Here is a 14,435-nt window from a genome sequence, read left to right on the forward strand (position 1 = left end):
CCCGGCTCAGCTCGATACGGCGCGGGCGGCCGCTTCTCGGGTAGCGCGCCAGTGGGCCAGCTGGAGGGCGGCCACTTCTTCGGAGGTCCGGTCGTTGCGCCTGGCGGCGCGCTCGTCTGCCCGGAGCCACTGGAGGAACACCGCGATCGTCCCGATCAGCCCCAGCGCCTCACCGGCGATCCACATGAGACCACCGCCGGCGTGCAGGTCGCCCAGGGTTGTCGTCGGCGCTATGCGGGTCGTCTGGCTGTCGAGAGCCATCCCAAGGATCGTGTGGAACGGCATGGCCAGCATCAGGTAGGCGATGCGAACGCCGTAGCTCATCCTCTTCGGGAGAGGGTCGACCGCCACTGCGGGCCACCAGAACAGGCACCCGGCGACTATCAGGTGCAGGTGGACCAGGTCGTGGACCGTCTGGTTACGGAGCGTGATCGCGTAGAGGCTGGTGAAATAGAGGCCGAAGATGGAGGCCCCGTAGAAGGCCCATGTGAAGATCGGGTTGGACGCGATCCGGCCGACCGGGCTGTGCAGCACCTTCAGGATCGCCGTCTGCACGCTCCGGTGGCTCGCCTGAAGGGCCAGGGTGATCGGCGCCGAGAAGGCGAACAAGACCGGCGCCAGCATGCTGATGAAGATGTGCTGGATCGTGTGGATCTCGAAGATGCCGTCGTGGGCATCCATGCCCGAGATCAGCCCGACAGCGAGGAACAGCTCCCCGAGCACGAACGCCACCGTCCGCCCCAGCGGCCACCGGCGCCCCCTGCGGGCCAGCCGCCGGACCGACCACAGGTACCAGCCCAGGGTGAGCGCAATGACCACCGTAGGTATCGGATCGAAGGTCGCCTGGGTGACCACTTCTGCGGGTGTCATCGCGACCTACAGGATAGTCCCGGGCGCTTCCGGGCCGGATTGGGATCCTGACCGCGACGTTGTGTAGAAATAAGGCCCAGTGACTGCGATCTCGACATCGGGCGCCCTGGCCGCGCCGGCGCCGGCGGTCAAACCGGTGGATCCAGCCAGCTACCGACCAGCGCTGCTGAACGTCGGGGTGATGGTCTGGCTGGCGTCGGAGCTGATGTTCTTCTCCGGCCTTTTCGCCGCGTTCTTCAGCCTCCGCGCCGGCACCCACCCCTGGCCCCCCAAGGGCGACGTACTCGACGTTCCGCCGGTTCTGGTCGCGACCATCCTGCTGCTCCTTTCGTCGTTCACCATGCAGTACGGGGTGCACCGAGCGATCAGAGGGTCCCGGTGGGGGTTCCTCGGGTGGCTCGCGCTCACCTTCGTCCTCGGCGGCTTGTTCGAGGGGATGCAGATCTCCGACTACATCGGCCGCCCGTTCCCGATCGACAAGGACGCCTACAGCTCGGCCTTCTACACCCTCACCGGCTTCCACTTCCTGCACGTAGCCGGCGGCCTGGTCGGCATGATCCTCGTAGCCGGACGGGTGATCAGGACGAGGCACTTCGGGCACAGGACCGTCCCTGCGATCGAATTCCTGTCCTACTACTGGCACTTCGTCGACGTGGTCTGGATCGCACTGTTCCTAGCAATCTTCGTTCTCAAGTGAGCCGCATGATCACCGACCGCAACCGCCGGAGGCTGGCGGCCCCGCTGGCGCTCGCCGCGCTCGGCATGCTGGCATTCGCCCTGTTGTTCACCGCTGGAGGATCGGCGCACGGGCAACAGAACCTCGTGAGCACCAACCCTGCAGACATCGCCGCAGGGCAGCAGCTCTTCAACGCCCATTGCGAAAGCTGCCACGGCTACCAGGGGCGCGGAGGGCAGACCGGCGCCCCGGCTCTCGTGAGCGTGGGAGCCGCGGCGGCCGACTTCTACCTTACGACGGGCCGCATGCCCCTCAACAACCCGGCCAACCAGGCCCTGCGGCACCACCCCTATTTCGACGAGACGCAGATACGCCAACTGGACGCTTACATAGCGGCGCTACCGGTGATCACCGGCACCTACGTACAAGGGCCGAGCATCCCCACAGTCAGCCCTCTCTGCACGACGTCGACACCCAACCCGAAGCAACCGGGATGCGTGACGCTGTCGCAGGGCCAGCAGCTGTTCGCCATCAACTGCGCGCAGTGTCACCAAGCCGCCGGATCCGGCGGCATGCTGTCGAAGGGCAACGTGGTCCCCTCGCTGCACAACGCCAACATCACGCAGGTAGCCGAGGCCATGCGGGTCGGCCCGAAGCCGATGCCCGTCTTCGGGCCTAACGTGGTCGACCAGCAGCAGATGTCTGCGATCGCCCAGTACGTGCAGTATCTGCACAAGCCGGCGAACCCGGGTGGTCTTGGGATCTCCCACTTCGGCCCGGTAGCGGAAGGCTTCGTGGCGATCCTCGTCGGGGGGGTCCTTCTCCTATTCGCCGCACGCATGATTGGGACTCGAGGATGAGCTACACAGAGCCGGATCCCACCGAAAACCCGCGCCACTTCGGCATCGAACCGGACGAGCCCTGGCCTGACGACGTCCCCCACGGGCAGGACGACAGCCACTGGCGCTACGAGGGCGACCCTCGGGGAGCGCGCCGGGCCGAACTGCGGATCGCCTTCTGCTGGAGCCTCACGCTCCTCGCCTGCATCGGACTGACCTGGGCGTATGTCGACGGGGCGCAGAATCAGGCGGAGGGAGCGCTGTGGGCCGTCGCCTTCCTCGGCCTCGGGGTCGGATTCGTACTTTGGGCGCGTGACATGCTTCCCGGCAACGAGGTGATCGCAAGCCGCGGCCACCACCACGTCTGCCCACCGGGCGATCGTCACGCAGTCGTGGAGTCTTTGTCCCGCGGTGTCGAGCCGATGGCACGCCGGCCGTTCCTGTTCAAGATGCTCGGCGCGGTCGGCGGGGTGTTCGGACTGGCCGTCCTCTTCCCCCTCGCGTCGCTCGGCGACCGGCCCCACGAGAACCTGTACCACACGAAATGGGGTCGAGGCGTGCGCCTCACCACCGAGGACGGCAAACCGATCCGGCCAGGGGACCTGCCGCCCAACGGGATCCTCACCGTCTTCCCGAATGGTGACCTAGAGGACGCGCTGAGCCCCTCGCTGCTGATCAACATCGGTAACGCCCAGTTCCACGGGTCACCGTCGACAGTCGGCTGGAACGTCGGGAGCCTCTACGCCTTCTCCAAGATCTGCACCCACGCCGGCTGCCCCGCCAGCCTCTACAACGTGCAGACGCACCAGCTCATCTGCCCCTGCCACCAATCGACCTTCGACGTGCTCGAGGAGTGCAAGCCGGTGTTCGGCCCCGCTCCGCGTTCGCTGCCCCAGTTGCCCCTGGCGGTGGACTCGGAGGGGTACCTTGTCAGCCAGAGCGACTACCACGAGGCCGTCGGCCCCGGATTCTGGAACCGTGGATAGATGAGCACGACCAAAGAGCGAGCGGCCGCGCAGAAGCGTTACGGCGTCGGTAAGTCGGTGTCCGACACCGTCGACGAGCGGTTCGGCTCGTCGAAGTTCCTGACCAGCGTCTTGGACAAGATCTTCCCCGACCACTGGTCCTTCATGGTCGGCGAGGTCGCGATGGACTCGCTGATCGTGCTGATCGCGACCGGCGTCTACCTGACGCTCTTCTTCGTTCCGTCGCAGACCGACGTCGTCTACGCGCCGACGCACGGCCACGTGTACGCCCCGCTCGTCGGCCAGCACATGAGCGAGGCCTACCAGTCGGTCATCGACATCTCGTTCAACGTTCGCCTGGGGCTGCTGATGCGCCAGGCACACCACTGGGCTGCGCTGATCTTCCTCGCCGCCGTGGTGTTCCACATGTGCCGGATCTTCTTCACCGGTGCGTTCCGCAAGCCGCGCGAGATCAACTGGATCATCGGGCTGACGCTGTGGATGGTCGTCATGCTCGAGGGATTCACTGGTTACTCGCTCCCGGACGACCTCCTGTCGGGCACCGGTATACGGGTCATCTACTCCATACTCCAGGGGATCCCGTTCGTGGGGACGTGGATCGCGTATGACGCGTGGGGCGGTCGCTTCCCGGGGAACCTCTTCATCCCGAGGTTGTTCATCATCCATGAGTTCGTCTTCCCGGCGCTGATAGTCGGGTTGCTCACCGCGCACCTGATGATCCTGTGGCGCCAGAAGCACACCGACTTCCCCGGTGCCGGTAAGACCGAGACCAACATCAAGGGAAGCCGGATCTGGCCGCAGTACACCTTCAAGGCCGCCGGCCTGGCGATGATTGTTTCAGGCGTCATCTTCGGGCTGGCCGGGCTCGTCCAGATCAACCCGGTGTGGCTCTACGGCCCGTACAACCCGTACACGGTGTCGGCAGGTGCGCAGCCCGACTGGTACCTCGGCTGGCTCGACGGCGGCGTGAGGTTGTGGCCGCACTGGGAGTTCAGGTCGTTCGGGCACGAAATCGCCAACCCGGTGTTCCCCGGTTTGGTGGTGCCCGGCATCGTCTTCACCGTCATGTACCTGTGGCCGTGGATCGACAAGAAGATCTACAACGACTACGGAGCGCACAACCTCCTTGACCGTCCCCGCGACAAGCCGTTCCGTACGGGCGTCGGCGTCGCGGCGATCATGTTCTTCCTGGACTTGACCCTCGCCTGCGCGACGGACCTGCTCGCCAACGACACCCACATCGCGTTCGAGCGTCTCATCGAGATCCTGCAGTACGGGGTGTTCGTCGGGCCGATCGCCGGGTTCGCCATCGCCTACAAGGCCTGCAAGGCGCTGCAGCGCTCCGACGCGCATCCGATCCAGAGGCCCGTCGGCGGCATCATCGTCCGCGACGCCGCCGGCGCCTACCACACCCTCGGGGACATCCACGCGGCCCACAACGGGCACGGTGATCATGCCGGGGAGGACGCGCCCGCTCGGGGCAACGGGCACGCGGTTGAGGCGGGCACCGACGAGCCTGTCGAGCCTGTTATCGGGTCGTAGAACCCCGGAAGGGCCCGGCGGAGCGGATGGCTAGTGGTCCTGCCGGCTCGACGGAAGCCAGCGGAAACGGCGATCCAGGTAGGACAGTGACTCCTCGTTGCCGGCATCGATCGCCTCGGCGTCGGTGCCGAGCGGGTCGTCAGCCCCTTCCTGGGGGGCATCCATCAGGTCGGCGAGTTTCTGGATCTCGCTTGCGACGGGAACGGTGCGGGAGTGCAGCTCTCCCAGGATGGCCGAGATGAGCTGGGCAGTCGTGGCGCGAAGGGTGGCAAGCTCCTCGCGGGTGCGGGAGAGCTCAGCTTGGAGATCAACCAGGCGTAACTCGGTCCTCCAGCCCCCACCATCGGTATGAAACATCCCGCCTTGGTACAGAACAGCTTCAGACATATTCCCCAGACTCACCGACGCTCCACGCACCAATCCCAGGGTACGCACAACAGCCCAACAACGGTGCCGCGCCCAGACGTCAGCGAACTGAATAAGGTGCCCGAGCATGGCTGATCCGCTTTCCCCGTGCGGCCTGGATAAATTCACCGAAGTCGCCGCGGGCCACGTAGGGCCCGACAAGGTCCCTCGGCTTGGACGACCGCGTCGACAAGTGGCTTCCCGAGCTTGCGGACCGCCGTGTGCTTCGCAGCCCCGCCGGCCCCCTCGACGACACCGCCCGATCCTGACACCTGGATCGCCGCCTTGGGCTCGCTACCGCTGTTAGGCCAGCCGGGCGAGAAATGGATGTACAACACCGGAGCCTCGGTTCTCGGAGTCTTGGCTTCCCGGGCCACCGGTTTGTCCTTCCCCGAGGTCCTGCGCACTCGACACCCCTGCGGTTCACGAGGACCTGCAGGACGCCGCCTACGCCGCCATTTCGGGCGACCCTGAATAACCGCTACTCGGTGCGCGAGTGGCGCAGTGAAGCCTCCTCGGCGGCGCGAGCCTCGGCTGCTTCTACGGCGGCGGTTTCGGCATCGGACTCGGTCATGTACCCGAAGATGGCACCGAAGAAGATCGTCAACCCGATGATCGCGTACCAGAGGCCCCAGACGAGGCCGACGCTGGCGACCACCATGCCGAGACCCATGCCTGCCGGCCAAATGGAGGCGTTCGGGAAGTAGGCGATTTCCCCCTCCCCGTCGGCGTGAGTGGCGTCGAAGCGGTCCTCAGGCCGCGGGATCCGCCGGCGCCGGAAGTACTGCAGCAGCAGGAACCCGAACAGCATGAAGTAGGCGGCGAAACCGAACACCAGCATCACGACGCCGGCTGCCTCGGTCGGGTGGTTCTTGTACGCGACGTAGATCACACCGGTGGCACCCAGGAAGATGGATGCGCCGAGGATGGTCCTCCATTCGACTTTCACTAGTGACCGACCTTCGTGAGCATGTCAGGGTGGTTGGCGTCCCAGACCGGGCGCTCCGAGCGGATCGGGGGCAGGGCCTCGAAGTTGTGCTCCGGCGGCGGCGAGGAGCAGGCCCACTCGAGGGTCTGACCGTCCCAGGGATTGTCGCCGGCGAGCTCCCCGTGGCGGTAGGAGTGGAAGAAGTTCCACACGCTTATCAGCACACCGAAGCCAGCGATGTACGCACCCAAGCTCGACAGGAGGTTCAGGAAGTTCCAGCCGAGGTGGCCGTCGTAGGTCTCGATACGGCGGGGCATCCCCCGCAGGCCGAGGTCGTGCTGGGGGAAGAACGTCAGGTTGAACCCGATGAACAGGATCACGAAGCTCAGCACGCCGAGCCGCTCGTCCAGCTTGCGGCCGGTCATCTTCGGATACCAGTAGTAGATCCCCGCGAAACCGGCGAATGCCGAGCCGCCGAACATCACGTAGTGGAAGTGGGCGACGACGAAGTAGGTGTTGTGCAGCTGGAAGTCGAGCACCGGCTGGGCGAGGATGACGCCGGTGATACCTCCGAAGAGGAAGCAGGCCAAGAACCCCAGGCAGAACAACGTGGCGGTGTTGACGACCAGGGTCCCCCGCCACATCGTGCCGAGCCAGTTGAAGAACTTGATCCCGGTCGGGACGGCGATCAAGAGCGAAAGGGCAGCGAAGAACGGGAGCAGCACCGCCCCCGTCGTGTACATGTGGTGCGCCCACACACCCATCGACAGGGCGCCGATCGACAGGGTCGCGCCGACCATGCCCTTGTAGCCGAAAACCGGCTTCTTGGAATTCGTCGCCAGCACCTCGGTGACGATGCCGAAGTACGGCAGGGCGAGGATGTACACCTCCGGGTGGCCGAAGAACCAGAACAGGTTCTGCCACAGGATCGGTTGGCCCCCGTGGGTCGGGTCGTAGAAGTGGGTGTTCAGGTGCCTGTCGAGCCACAGCAGCGCGAAGGCTGCGGTGAGCACGGGGAAGGCCAGCAGGATGAGGAACATCGTCACCAGCTGGTTCCACACGAATATGGGCATTCGGAACATCACCATTCCGGGCGCGCGCAAGGTGAAGATCGTCGTGATGATGTTGACCGCGGTGAAGATCCCGGAGAAGCCGGTCAAGGCGATACCGACTATCCACATGTCCGCGCCTGGGCCGGGTGAGTGGATGGCCTCGGTGATGGGTGCGTAGCCGAACCAGCCGAAGTTGGCAGCGCCATTGTTGGTCAAGAAGCCGCCGGCGAGCATGAGGAAGCCGCCGAGGTAGAGCCAGTAGGAGAGGTTGTTGAAGCGGGGGAACGCCATGTCCGGCGCCCCGATCATCAGGGGCACGAAGTAGTTGCCGAGACCGGCGAACGCGAACGGGCCCAGGAAGACGAACAGCATGATCGTGCCGTGCATCGTGAACAACTGGTTGAACACGTTCTCGGTCACGAAGTGGTTGTCGGGCTTGATCAGCTGGGTGCGGATCCCCTCGGCCAGGCCGCCGGCGAAAAGGAACCCGATGAACGACGTGACCAGGTAGTTGAGGCCGATCTGCTTGTGGTCGGTGCTGGTGATGTACTTGACAAGCCCGTGGGGCCGAGGCCCGGGGACGATCTCCATCAGCGCCGGCTCTTCGAGCCGGGGCGGCTGTTCGGAGGGACGATCCTGGATCAGGGTCATACTTGCCTCTCGGTCGACAGGGAGGTCGGGCAACTGTTCGGCGGGAGCGTGGTTTGGTTCGACTGGCCGGCGGTCGACACCGAGCACGGAGCCTGGCTGGCATACCAGGCGTCGTAGGCGTCCTTGGGCATCACCCGGACCATGAACCGCATATAGGCGTGGTACTGGCCGCAGATGTTGTTGCACTGGCCCTCGAAGGTGCCAGTTCGCGTGACGTTGAAGTCGGCGGTGTTGTCGATGCCGGGGATCAGGTCACGGTTGAAGAGGAACTCCTTGACGTAGAAGGTGTGGACCACGTCCTCGCTGACGAAGTGAAGCTGTACCGTCTCACCGGCGGGCATGTACAGCACCGGCAGGTTGGCCTCGGAGTTGATGTCCAGAGCGTTGGCGACTGTGCCGACCTCCTGGTGGCCGTTCGGGTAGATGAAGCGCCAGCCCCACTGGAACCCGTCGACGGTGATCTTGACCGCCGGGGTCTTGGAGACTGCGTTCACCTTGTTCTCCGCGTTGTACATGAACCCGAACACGACTGCCACGATCAGGAGGGGGATGATCGTGTAGGCAGCCTCGATGGGGATGTGGTACTGGAACTGGGAGGCCTGACGGCTGCTGCCCGGGCGGTGGCGGTACCGCAACACACACCAGAAGATGCCAAATAGCACGATGAGCCCTATGGGCACCGCAAACCAGTACGTGGTGTGCCACAGCTGCCGGGTCCATTGGTCCTGGGTGGTCACGCCGTGGGGGGAACCGAGGTCGGTGCCCAGCAGTCGGGTCGCTAGATCCATAACTTCGCCTAACAATAAGCAGGCGGGCGCGACGGCACCAACCCGGCCGATACCCCGGTGACGTGCGGTTCCGCCCGATTGCCGGACACCGCCGTGAGCATCTATTCTGGTGAGCCGGTCCCACGCGCCCTGGCGCGGGGACGCCACGTCTTTTTCCCCTGCAGAAACCTCGAGGACGACCCGACAGTGCGCACTTTCACGCCCAAGCCCTCCGACATCCAGCGAGTCTGGTACGAGGTCGACGCCGAAGGCGCGGTCCTCGGGCGGCTCGCCACGGAGGTCGCCCGGGTCCTTCGAGGCAAGCACAAGCCGATCTTCGCCCCTCACGTCGACACCGGCGACCACGTGATCGTGGGGAACGCCAGCAAGGTCGTCATGACGGCGGGCAAGTCGGAGAAGAAGGTGCACTACCGCCACTCGGGCTACCCCGGCGGGCTCAGTTCCCGCACCTACGCCGACATGCTCGCCAAGGACCCGGAGGGCACCTTCCGCCTCGCCGTCAAGGGGATGCTCCCAAAGGGCCCCCTCGGACGCCACATGCTGCGCAAGCTGAAGGTGTACGCCGGCCCGTCGCACCCCCACGCCGCCCAGGGCCCCCAGCCACTTCCCGTCGACCCACGCGCTCGCCGGGCCTCCTGAGGAAAGTCGAAACCGCCGTGCCGAAGCCGCTCATCCAGTCCACCGGACGCCGCAAGGCTGCTGTAGCGCGGGTGCGCCTGCGTCCCGGCACCGGGGTCGTGACAGTCAACCGCCGCCCGCTGGAGGAGTACTTCCCGTCGGCGACGCACCGGATGCTCATCACTGAGCCGCTGCGAGTGGTCGAGAAGGCGGAGTCCTACGACGTCGACTGCACGCTCGACGGCGGCGGAGTGTCCGGCCAGGCCGGCGCCCTGCGACTCGGGATCGCACGGGCGATCGCCGGGGTCGAGACCGACCTCCGTGCCCCGCTGAAGCGGGCCGGGTTCCTCACCCGCGACGCCCGGGAGAAGGAGTCCAAGAAGTACGGCCTCAAGAAGGCCCGCAAGGCGCCGCAGTACTCGAAACGCTGAGCGCCCGTGTCGTTGCGCTTCGGCACGGACGGGGTCCGCGGGGCGGCGGGCTCCGAGTTGTCGCCGGAGTTGGTGCTCGCTCTAGGGCGCGCCGCGGCGGCGGTCCTCGGAGGTAGCGAGTTCGTAGTCGGTCGGGATACGCGGCTGTCCGGACCGATGCTCCAGGCAGCCCTGTCGGCGGGCATCGCGGCGGAGGGCCTGGACGTCGTGGACATCGGGGTCGCCCCGACACCCGCCGTCGCCGCCGTCGCCGCCGCCCGGGGCGTTGCTGCGGCGGTGATATCCGCCTCGCACAACCCCTACCACGACAACGGCATCAAGCTTCTGGCACCCGGCGGCCTCAAGCTCAACGACGACGAGGAGCAGCAGATCGAGCGCGCCGTCGCCGCCCGGTCAGCGGTTGCATCCGGCGCACCGCCGGCGATCGGGCGACTGCGCTCTGACGACGAAGCGATCCCGTGGTACTGCCGGCGGGTGGTCGACTCGCTAGGAGGGCGCAGGGTGGACGGGATCCGGGTGGTGGTCGACTGCGCCAATGGAGCCGCTACTCCCACCGCCGAGCGCATACTGGCTCAGGCGGGGGCGGACGTCGTGCATGTGATCGCCGCGCAACCGGACGGAACCAACATCAACGAGCGTTGCGGGTCGACGGACCCGTCGTTGCTGGCCGAGTCGGTGAGGGCTCACGGGGCCGATGTGGGCTTGGCGCTCGACGGGGACGCAGACCGGGTGCTCGCGGTGGACGAGCACGGCGAAATCGTCGACGGGGACAGGTTGCTTGCGATGTTCGCCGTCGATCTCCGTGAGCGGGACCGGTTGGCGGGTAACACGCTGGTGGTTACCGTGATGTCGAACCTCGGCTTGCAGAAGGCGATGGAGGACGCCGGAGTACGCGTGCACCGCACGGCGGTGGGCGACCGCAACGTGCTCGAGGCTCTCGACGGCAATGGTTGGTCTCTCGGCGGTGAACAGTCGGGTCACATCATCTTCCGCGAGCTCGCCACCACCGGCGACGGTGTGCTGTCGGGCCTGCTTCTGCTGGACCTGCTGAGGCGGTCGGGGCGCAAGCTCTCGGAGTTGGCAGCGGAGTCGATGGTCAGCATGCCGCAGGTGTTGCGCAACGTGGAGATCCCGCCGGGCTCGCCTCCGATTTCGGACTCGGCGCGGTTGTCGAACGAGATCCGTGCGGTAGAGGACGAGCTCGGAACGGGAGGCCGGGTGGTCCTGAGGGCGTCGGGCACCGAGCCGCTCGTCAGGGTCATGGTCGAGGCGCAGACTGAGCACGCTGCGGCATCCGCTGCCCAGCGCCTGGTCGACGCGGTCGAGGAGGCGGCACGAGGTTGAAGCCTCGCCGCAGTTCGGCGGTCAGGGCGTCATCGGTTGCCGTGGCGCTCTCCGCCGCCCTCACGTTGGCGTCATGTTCGAGCGGTCCGGCCCACAACGCGGCGCGTACCACCACGACAGCAGCGCGAAGCACCACAAGCCCGACAGCGGGCACGTCGACCACGGGGGCCGCGTCCACGACCGCGCCCGCGGCTGGGGCGGGATTCTGCGGCTTCCTGCAGACCTCGCAGGCGCACTACTCCCACGTCGTCTGGATCTGGATGGAGAACCACCCGTTCCAGTCGGTGATCGGCTCGCCGTCAGCGCCCTTCGAGAACCAGGTGGCGGCGCAATGCGGGTTGGCGACCAACTATCACAACGTCACCCACCCGAGCCTTCCCAACTACATCGCGGCCACATCGGGGCTGGGGCGGAGCGAGCTGGGCCGCTTCTCGTCGGACTGCGACCCGAGCCCGTCCTGCACTGCCTCGCCGGGAACGGCGAGCATCTTCTCGCAGGCGCCGAGCTGGCGGGCCTACGAAGAGTCGATGCCTGCCCCTTGCACCAAAGGCAGTTCGGACGACTACGCGGCCAGGCACAACCCGCCCGTGTACTACCCGTCGCTCGCGCCGGCGTGCGGCTCCGACGACGTGGCGATCGGCAACCTCTACCACGACCTCAGCGCCGGGACGTTGCCGGCGTTCGCGTTCGTCACGCCGAACCTCATCGACGACACCCACAACGGGAGCGTGGCTGACGGTGACAACTGGCTGCGTACGGCGATCCACGCGATCACAACCAGCCAGCAGTACAGGAGCGGGACGGTGGCGGTGTTCGTGGTGTGGGACGAAGGCGAGGGAGGAAGCGTGTCGGACTGCGCGACCAACACAACCGACGTCGGGTGCCACGTGCCGGCGCTGGTCCTGAGTGCCAGCACGCGGCCGGGGACCGCCAACGGCGGTCTCTTCAACCACTACTCGCTGCTCCGTACCGCCGAGGACCTTCTGGGCCTGCCGGCGCTCGGCCAAGCGGCCAGCGCATCGAGCATGGCGCCCGCGTTCGGCCTTTCGGGCTAGTCGTCAGCCGATACCCATTGCGTCGCTGTTGTCGACCCCCGGGACCGACCGAAGCTTCACCTCGCGCATCAAGAAGGACAACAGAAAAGCGAGCACCGCTACCGGCAGCGCGTACATGAACGCCTGGTCCATGCCGTGAGTAAACGACTCGCCGGTTCCCTTCACCAGCCCGTACAGCTTCACGTAGTGCGGGCCGTTGGTCTTCTCCTGCAGTATCAGGACCGCCCCGAGAACGGCTGCACCGATCGCGCCGCCGAGGGTCCGGAAGAACGTCACCGACGCGGTGCCGGTTCCCATGAACTCGAAGGGGATCGAGTTCTGCACCGCCAGGATCAGCACCTGCATGAAGAGCCCGAGGCCCATACCGACCATGAGCAGCATGCCCGCGAGCGCCCACGCGTCGGTCGAGGTCGTGATGGTGGTCATGATCCCGATCGCGGCGGCGAGGATGGCGGTACCCGAGACCACGAACCACTTGTACCGACCGATACGCGAGATCAGTCGCCCCGAAATGATCGACGTGCTGAGCATCCCGACCATCATCGGAAGCATCCGCATGCCCGACATCGTCGGGCTCACGCCCCGAACAGTCTGGAAATAGAGAGGCAGGAAGATCAACGACCCGAACATCACCGATCCGGTCACGAAACCGAGCACGTTCGCGACTGTGAAGACACGGTCCTTGAACAGCTGGAGCGGGATGATCGGTTCGGGCGCCTTGGACTCCCACCAGCCGAAGGCGGCTATCAGCAGGATGCCGACTATCCCGAAGGCCATCGACGAGGTGGTCAACTTGGCCTTGCTGCCTGCATCCTGAACGCCGACGAGGAACAGCGACACGCCGCCCACGATCAGTAGCGCACCGAGGATGTCCACCTTCGAGCTCCGTGTCACAGGGTCGAGGTGCAGGAACCGGTTGACGACAAGCAGCGCGACGGCCCCGATCGGCAGGTTCACGTAGAAGACCCAACGCCATGACGCCTGGTCGACCAGGAAGCCCCCGATGAGGGGGCCAATGACGCTTGAAACGCCGAACACTGCTCCGAAGTAGCCCTGGTACCGTCCGCGATCGCGCGGCGCGATCACGTCGCCGATGATCGCCATAGCGAGCGTCATCAGCCCGCCGGCGCCGACGCCCTGAACGCCGCGGAAGATGATCAGCTCGTACATGTTCTGCGACAGGCCGGAGAGCGCGCTGCCGATCAAGAAGATGACTATCGCCACCTGGAAGATCCTCTTGCGCCCGAACTGATCGCTGATCTTGCCGTACAGGGGAGTGCTTGCAGTGGAGGTGAGAAGGTAGGCGGTGACGACCCAGCTGTAGAGGTCGAGACGGTGGAAGTCGCGGCTGATAGTGGTCAGCGCGGTCGACACGATCGTCTGGTCGAGGCTGGCCAGAAGGAGACCGAGCATGAGCCCGGACATGATCAAGAGAATCTGGCGGTGCGAGTAGCCCGGCGCAGCCTCGGGCCGTGCTTGGGTGACCGTCAACGCCGGCCCCTCGCGGTTCCCCCGCGGCGCGGTGGCGCGGCGAGCCCGCCGGCTAGCTGCGCGAATGCCTCCTCTATCAGAGCGGCCAGCGACGCCTCACCGTGCTTGGCGCTCCAGCGGAAATAGGCGACCCTGCAGGCGCTGCAGGCCGCGGCCACGACGACGCCCGGGTAGAGGTCGGCTTCCGGGTCGAGCCCGGTGCGCTCGGCGACCGCAGAGACCAGAGCCCGCTCGATCTGCTCGAAGCTCGCCGCGACGCTGGACATCAGGTGGGGGTCGCTGCGGATCAGGTCGAAGCGCCGGAGACGCTCTTCGTCATCGACCGTGCGGCGTGCCGCGTCCTCTTCGAGCACCGCCTGCAGAGCGGTGAGCGGGTGCTCGCCGGCGGGACGCGCCAGGAGGGCCAGCCGTATCGCCTCCGGGCGATCAGGGTCGTGGTCGACGATCGCCTCCTCCTTCGAGGCGAAGTAGGACCAGAAGGTTCGCGGCGCCACGCCCGCTCGCTCGCTGATCGCGTCCACCGTCGCCCCGGAGAGGCCGTGCTTCTCGACGAGGTCGATCGCGGCGAGGTGGATCGCTCTCTTCGTGGCTTGCTTCTTGCGTTCCCGGTGCGAGGGCGCCAGCTCCATCGTGGACACCCGGACAAGGTACCGCAAAAAACTGCACGCTGTGCAAAAACGCACAGCGTGCAGTTTAAGGCGGGGTGGCGGTATGGCGGGATGGAGACGGGAGGGCAGGCCCTGGGGAGCCGCCCCCTAC

Annotated in this window: 15 protein-coding genes; 8 read left to right on the plus strand and 7 right to left on the minus strand. The window is 66.2% G+C overall.

The features are described from left to right. Positions 1 to 6 precede the first annotated feature (6 nt). Positions 7 to 870 (minus strand): cytochrome c oxidase assembly protein, encoded by an 864-nt coding sequence (locus tag VNF71_11850; GenBank protein ID HVA75244.1) that lies wholly within the window; start codon positions 868 to 870, stop codon positions 7 to 9. A 79-nt stretch (positions 871 to 949) separates the two neighbouring features. Here VNF71_11850 and VNF71_11855 point away from each other — a divergent pair, with 79 nt between their 5' ends. From VNF71_11855 to VNF71_11870, 4 genes are read left to right on the plus strand one after another with little or no spacing between them, the layout of a single operon-like run. Further along, a complete protein-coding gene (locus VNF71_11855; GenBank protein ID HVA75245.1) occupies positions 950 to 1,567 on the plus strand; it encodes a heme-copper oxidase subunit III in 618 nt (205 codons plus the stop codon). A 5-nt stretch (positions 1,568 to 1,572) separates the two neighbouring features. Then, a complete protein-coding gene (locus VNF71_11860; protein ID HVA75246.1) occupies positions 1,573 to 2,406 on the plus strand; it encodes a c-type cytochrome in 834 nt (277 codons plus the stop codon). Next, the gene (locus tag VNF71_11865; protein ID HVA75247.1) at positions 2,403 to 3,371 is read left to right on the plus strand and encodes a Rieske 2Fe-2S domain-containing protein; all 969 of its coding nucleotides are present in this window, start codon (positions 2,403 to 2,405) and stop codon (positions 3,369 to 3,371) included. Before VNF71_11860 ends, VNF71_11865 begins: the two co-directional genes overlap by 4 nt. After that, positions 3,372 to 4,913, plus strand: coding sequence for a cytochrome bc complex cytochrome b subunit (locus VNF71_11870; protein ID HVA75248.1), 1,542 nt, complete (start codon positions 3,372 to 3,374; stop codon positions 4,911 to 4,913). A 30-nt stretch (positions 4,914 to 4,943) separates the two neighbouring features. Here VNF71_11870 and VNF71_11875 read toward each other — a convergent pair whose 3' ends face one another. The 4 genes from VNF71_11875 to coxB form a co-directional block, all read right to left on the minus strand. Then, positions 4,944 to 5,300 carry a hypothetical protein gene (locus tag VNF71_11875; GenBank protein ID HVA75249.1) on the minus strand — a complete coding sequence of 119 codons (357 nt, stop codon included), beginning with the start codon at positions 5,298 to 5,300 and terminating at the stop codon, positions 4,944 to 4,946. Between the two features lie 499 nt (positions 5,301 to 5,799). Next, positions 5,800 to 6,267 (minus strand): cytochrome c oxidase subunit 4, encoded by a 468-nt coding sequence (locus tag VNF71_11880; GenBank protein ID HVA75250.1) that lies wholly within the window; start codon positions 6,265 to 6,267, stop codon positions 5,800 to 5,802. Continuing rightward, complete coding sequence (gene ctaD / locus VNF71_11885) at positions 6,267 to 7,949, minus strand: cytochrome c oxidase subunit I (protein ID HVA75251.1); 1,683 nt, start codon at positions 7,947 to 7,949, stop codon at positions 6,267 to 6,269. Before ctaD ends, VNF71_11880 begins: the two co-directional genes overlap by 1 nt. Then, positions 7,946 to 8,737: a cytochrome c oxidase subunit II gene (coxB, locus tag VNF71_11890; protein HVA75252.1), complete on the minus strand. Its 792-nt coding sequence runs from the start codon at positions 8,735 to 8,737 to the stop codon at positions 7,946 to 7,948. The genes ctaD and coxB overlap by 4 nt, the downstream gene beginning before the upstream one ends. 186 nt (positions 8,738 to 8,923) lie before the next feature. Here coxB and rplM point away from each other — a divergent pair, with 186 nt between their 5' ends. Genes rplM through VNF71_11910 form a run of 4 tightly spaced genes read left to right on the plus strand, consistent with a single transcriptional unit; the run spans position 8,924 to position 12,185 of the window. After that, entirely contained in the window at positions 8,924 to 9,376 is a 453-nt protein-coding gene (gene rplM / locus VNF71_11895) for a 50S ribosomal protein L13 (GenBank protein HVA75253.1), read from the plus strand. A 17-nt stretch (positions 9,377 to 9,393) separates the two neighbouring features. Next, on the plus strand, positions 9,394 to 9,786 hold the full coding sequence (gene rpsI / locus VNF71_11900; GenBank protein HVA75254.1) for a 30S ribosomal protein S9: 393 nt from the start codon (positions 9,394 to 9,396) through the stop codon (positions 9,784 to 9,786). 6 nt (positions 9,787 to 9,792) lie between these two features. Continuing rightward, a complete protein-coding gene (glmM, locus tag VNF71_11905) occupies positions 9,793 to 11,130 on the plus strand; it encodes a phosphoglucosamine mutase (GenBank protein ID HVA75255.1) in 1,338 nt (445 codons plus the stop codon). Further along, positions 11,127 to 12,185, plus strand: coding sequence for an alkaline phosphatase family protein (locus tag VNF71_11910; protein ID HVA75256.1), 1,059 nt, complete (start codon positions 11,127 to 11,129; stop codon positions 12,183 to 12,185). The genes glmM and VNF71_11910 overlap by 4 nt, the downstream gene beginning before the upstream one ends. Positions 12,186 to 12,188: 3 nt before the next feature. On the opposite strand, the gene VNF71_11915 is transcribed toward VNF71_11910, so the two are convergent. Both VNF71_11915 and VNF71_11920 read right to left on the minus strand, forming a co-directional pair. Continuing rightward, positions 12,189 to 13,676 (minus strand): MDR family MFS transporter, encoded by a 1,488-nt coding sequence (locus VNF71_11915; GenBank protein HVA75257.1) that lies wholly within the window; start codon positions 13,674 to 13,676, stop codon positions 12,189 to 12,191. Continuing rightward, positions 13,673 to 14,305: a TetR family transcriptional regulator gene (locus VNF71_11920; protein ID HVA75258.1), complete on the minus strand. Its 633-nt coding sequence runs from the start codon at positions 14,303 to 14,305 to the stop codon at positions 13,673 to 13,675. The genes VNF71_11915 and VNF71_11920 overlap by 4 nt, the downstream gene beginning before the upstream one ends. Between the last annotated feature and the right edge of the window lie 130 nt (positions 14,306 to 14,435).

The organism is Acidimicrobiales bacterium (assembly GCA_035533095.1).
Taxonomy (GTDB): Bacteria; Actinomycetota; Acidimicrobiia; order Acidimicrobiales; family Palsa-688; genus DATLUM01.

Excerpts from the sequence above, each read along its gene's own strand:
- VNF71_11850 (HVA75244.1), bottom strand. The coding sequence starts at position 870 with ATGACACCCGCAGAAGTGGTCACCCAGGCGACCTTCGATCCGATACCT.
- VNF71_11860 (HVA75246.1), top strand. The coding sequence starts at position 1,573 with ATGATCACCGACCGCAACCGCCGGAGGCTGGCGGCCCCGCTGGCGCTC.
- VNF71_11865 (HVA75247.1), top strand. The coding sequence starts at position 2,403 with ATGAGCTACACAGAGCCGGATCCCACCGAAAACCCGCGCCACTTCGGC.
- VNF71_11870 (HVA75248.1), top strand. The coding sequence starts at position 3,372 with ATGAGCACGACCAAAGAGCGAGCGGCCGCGCAGAAGCGTTACGGCGTC.
- VNF71_11875 (HVA75249.1), bottom strand. The coding sequence starts at position 5,300 with ATGTCTGAAGCTGTTCTGTACCAAGGCGGGATGTTTCATACCGATGGT.
- ctaD (HVA75251.1), bottom strand. The coding sequence starts at position 7,949 with ATGACCCTGATCCAGGATCGTCCCTCCGAACAGCCGCCCCGGCTCGAA.
- coxB (HVA75252.1), bottom strand. The coding sequence starts at position 8,737 with ATGGATCTAGCGACCCGACTGCTGGGCACCGACCTCGGTTCCCCCCAC.
- VNF71_11920 (HVA75258.1), bottom strand. The coding sequence starts at position 14,305 with ATGGAGCTGGCGCCCTCGCACCGGGAACGCAAGAAGCAAGCCACGAAG.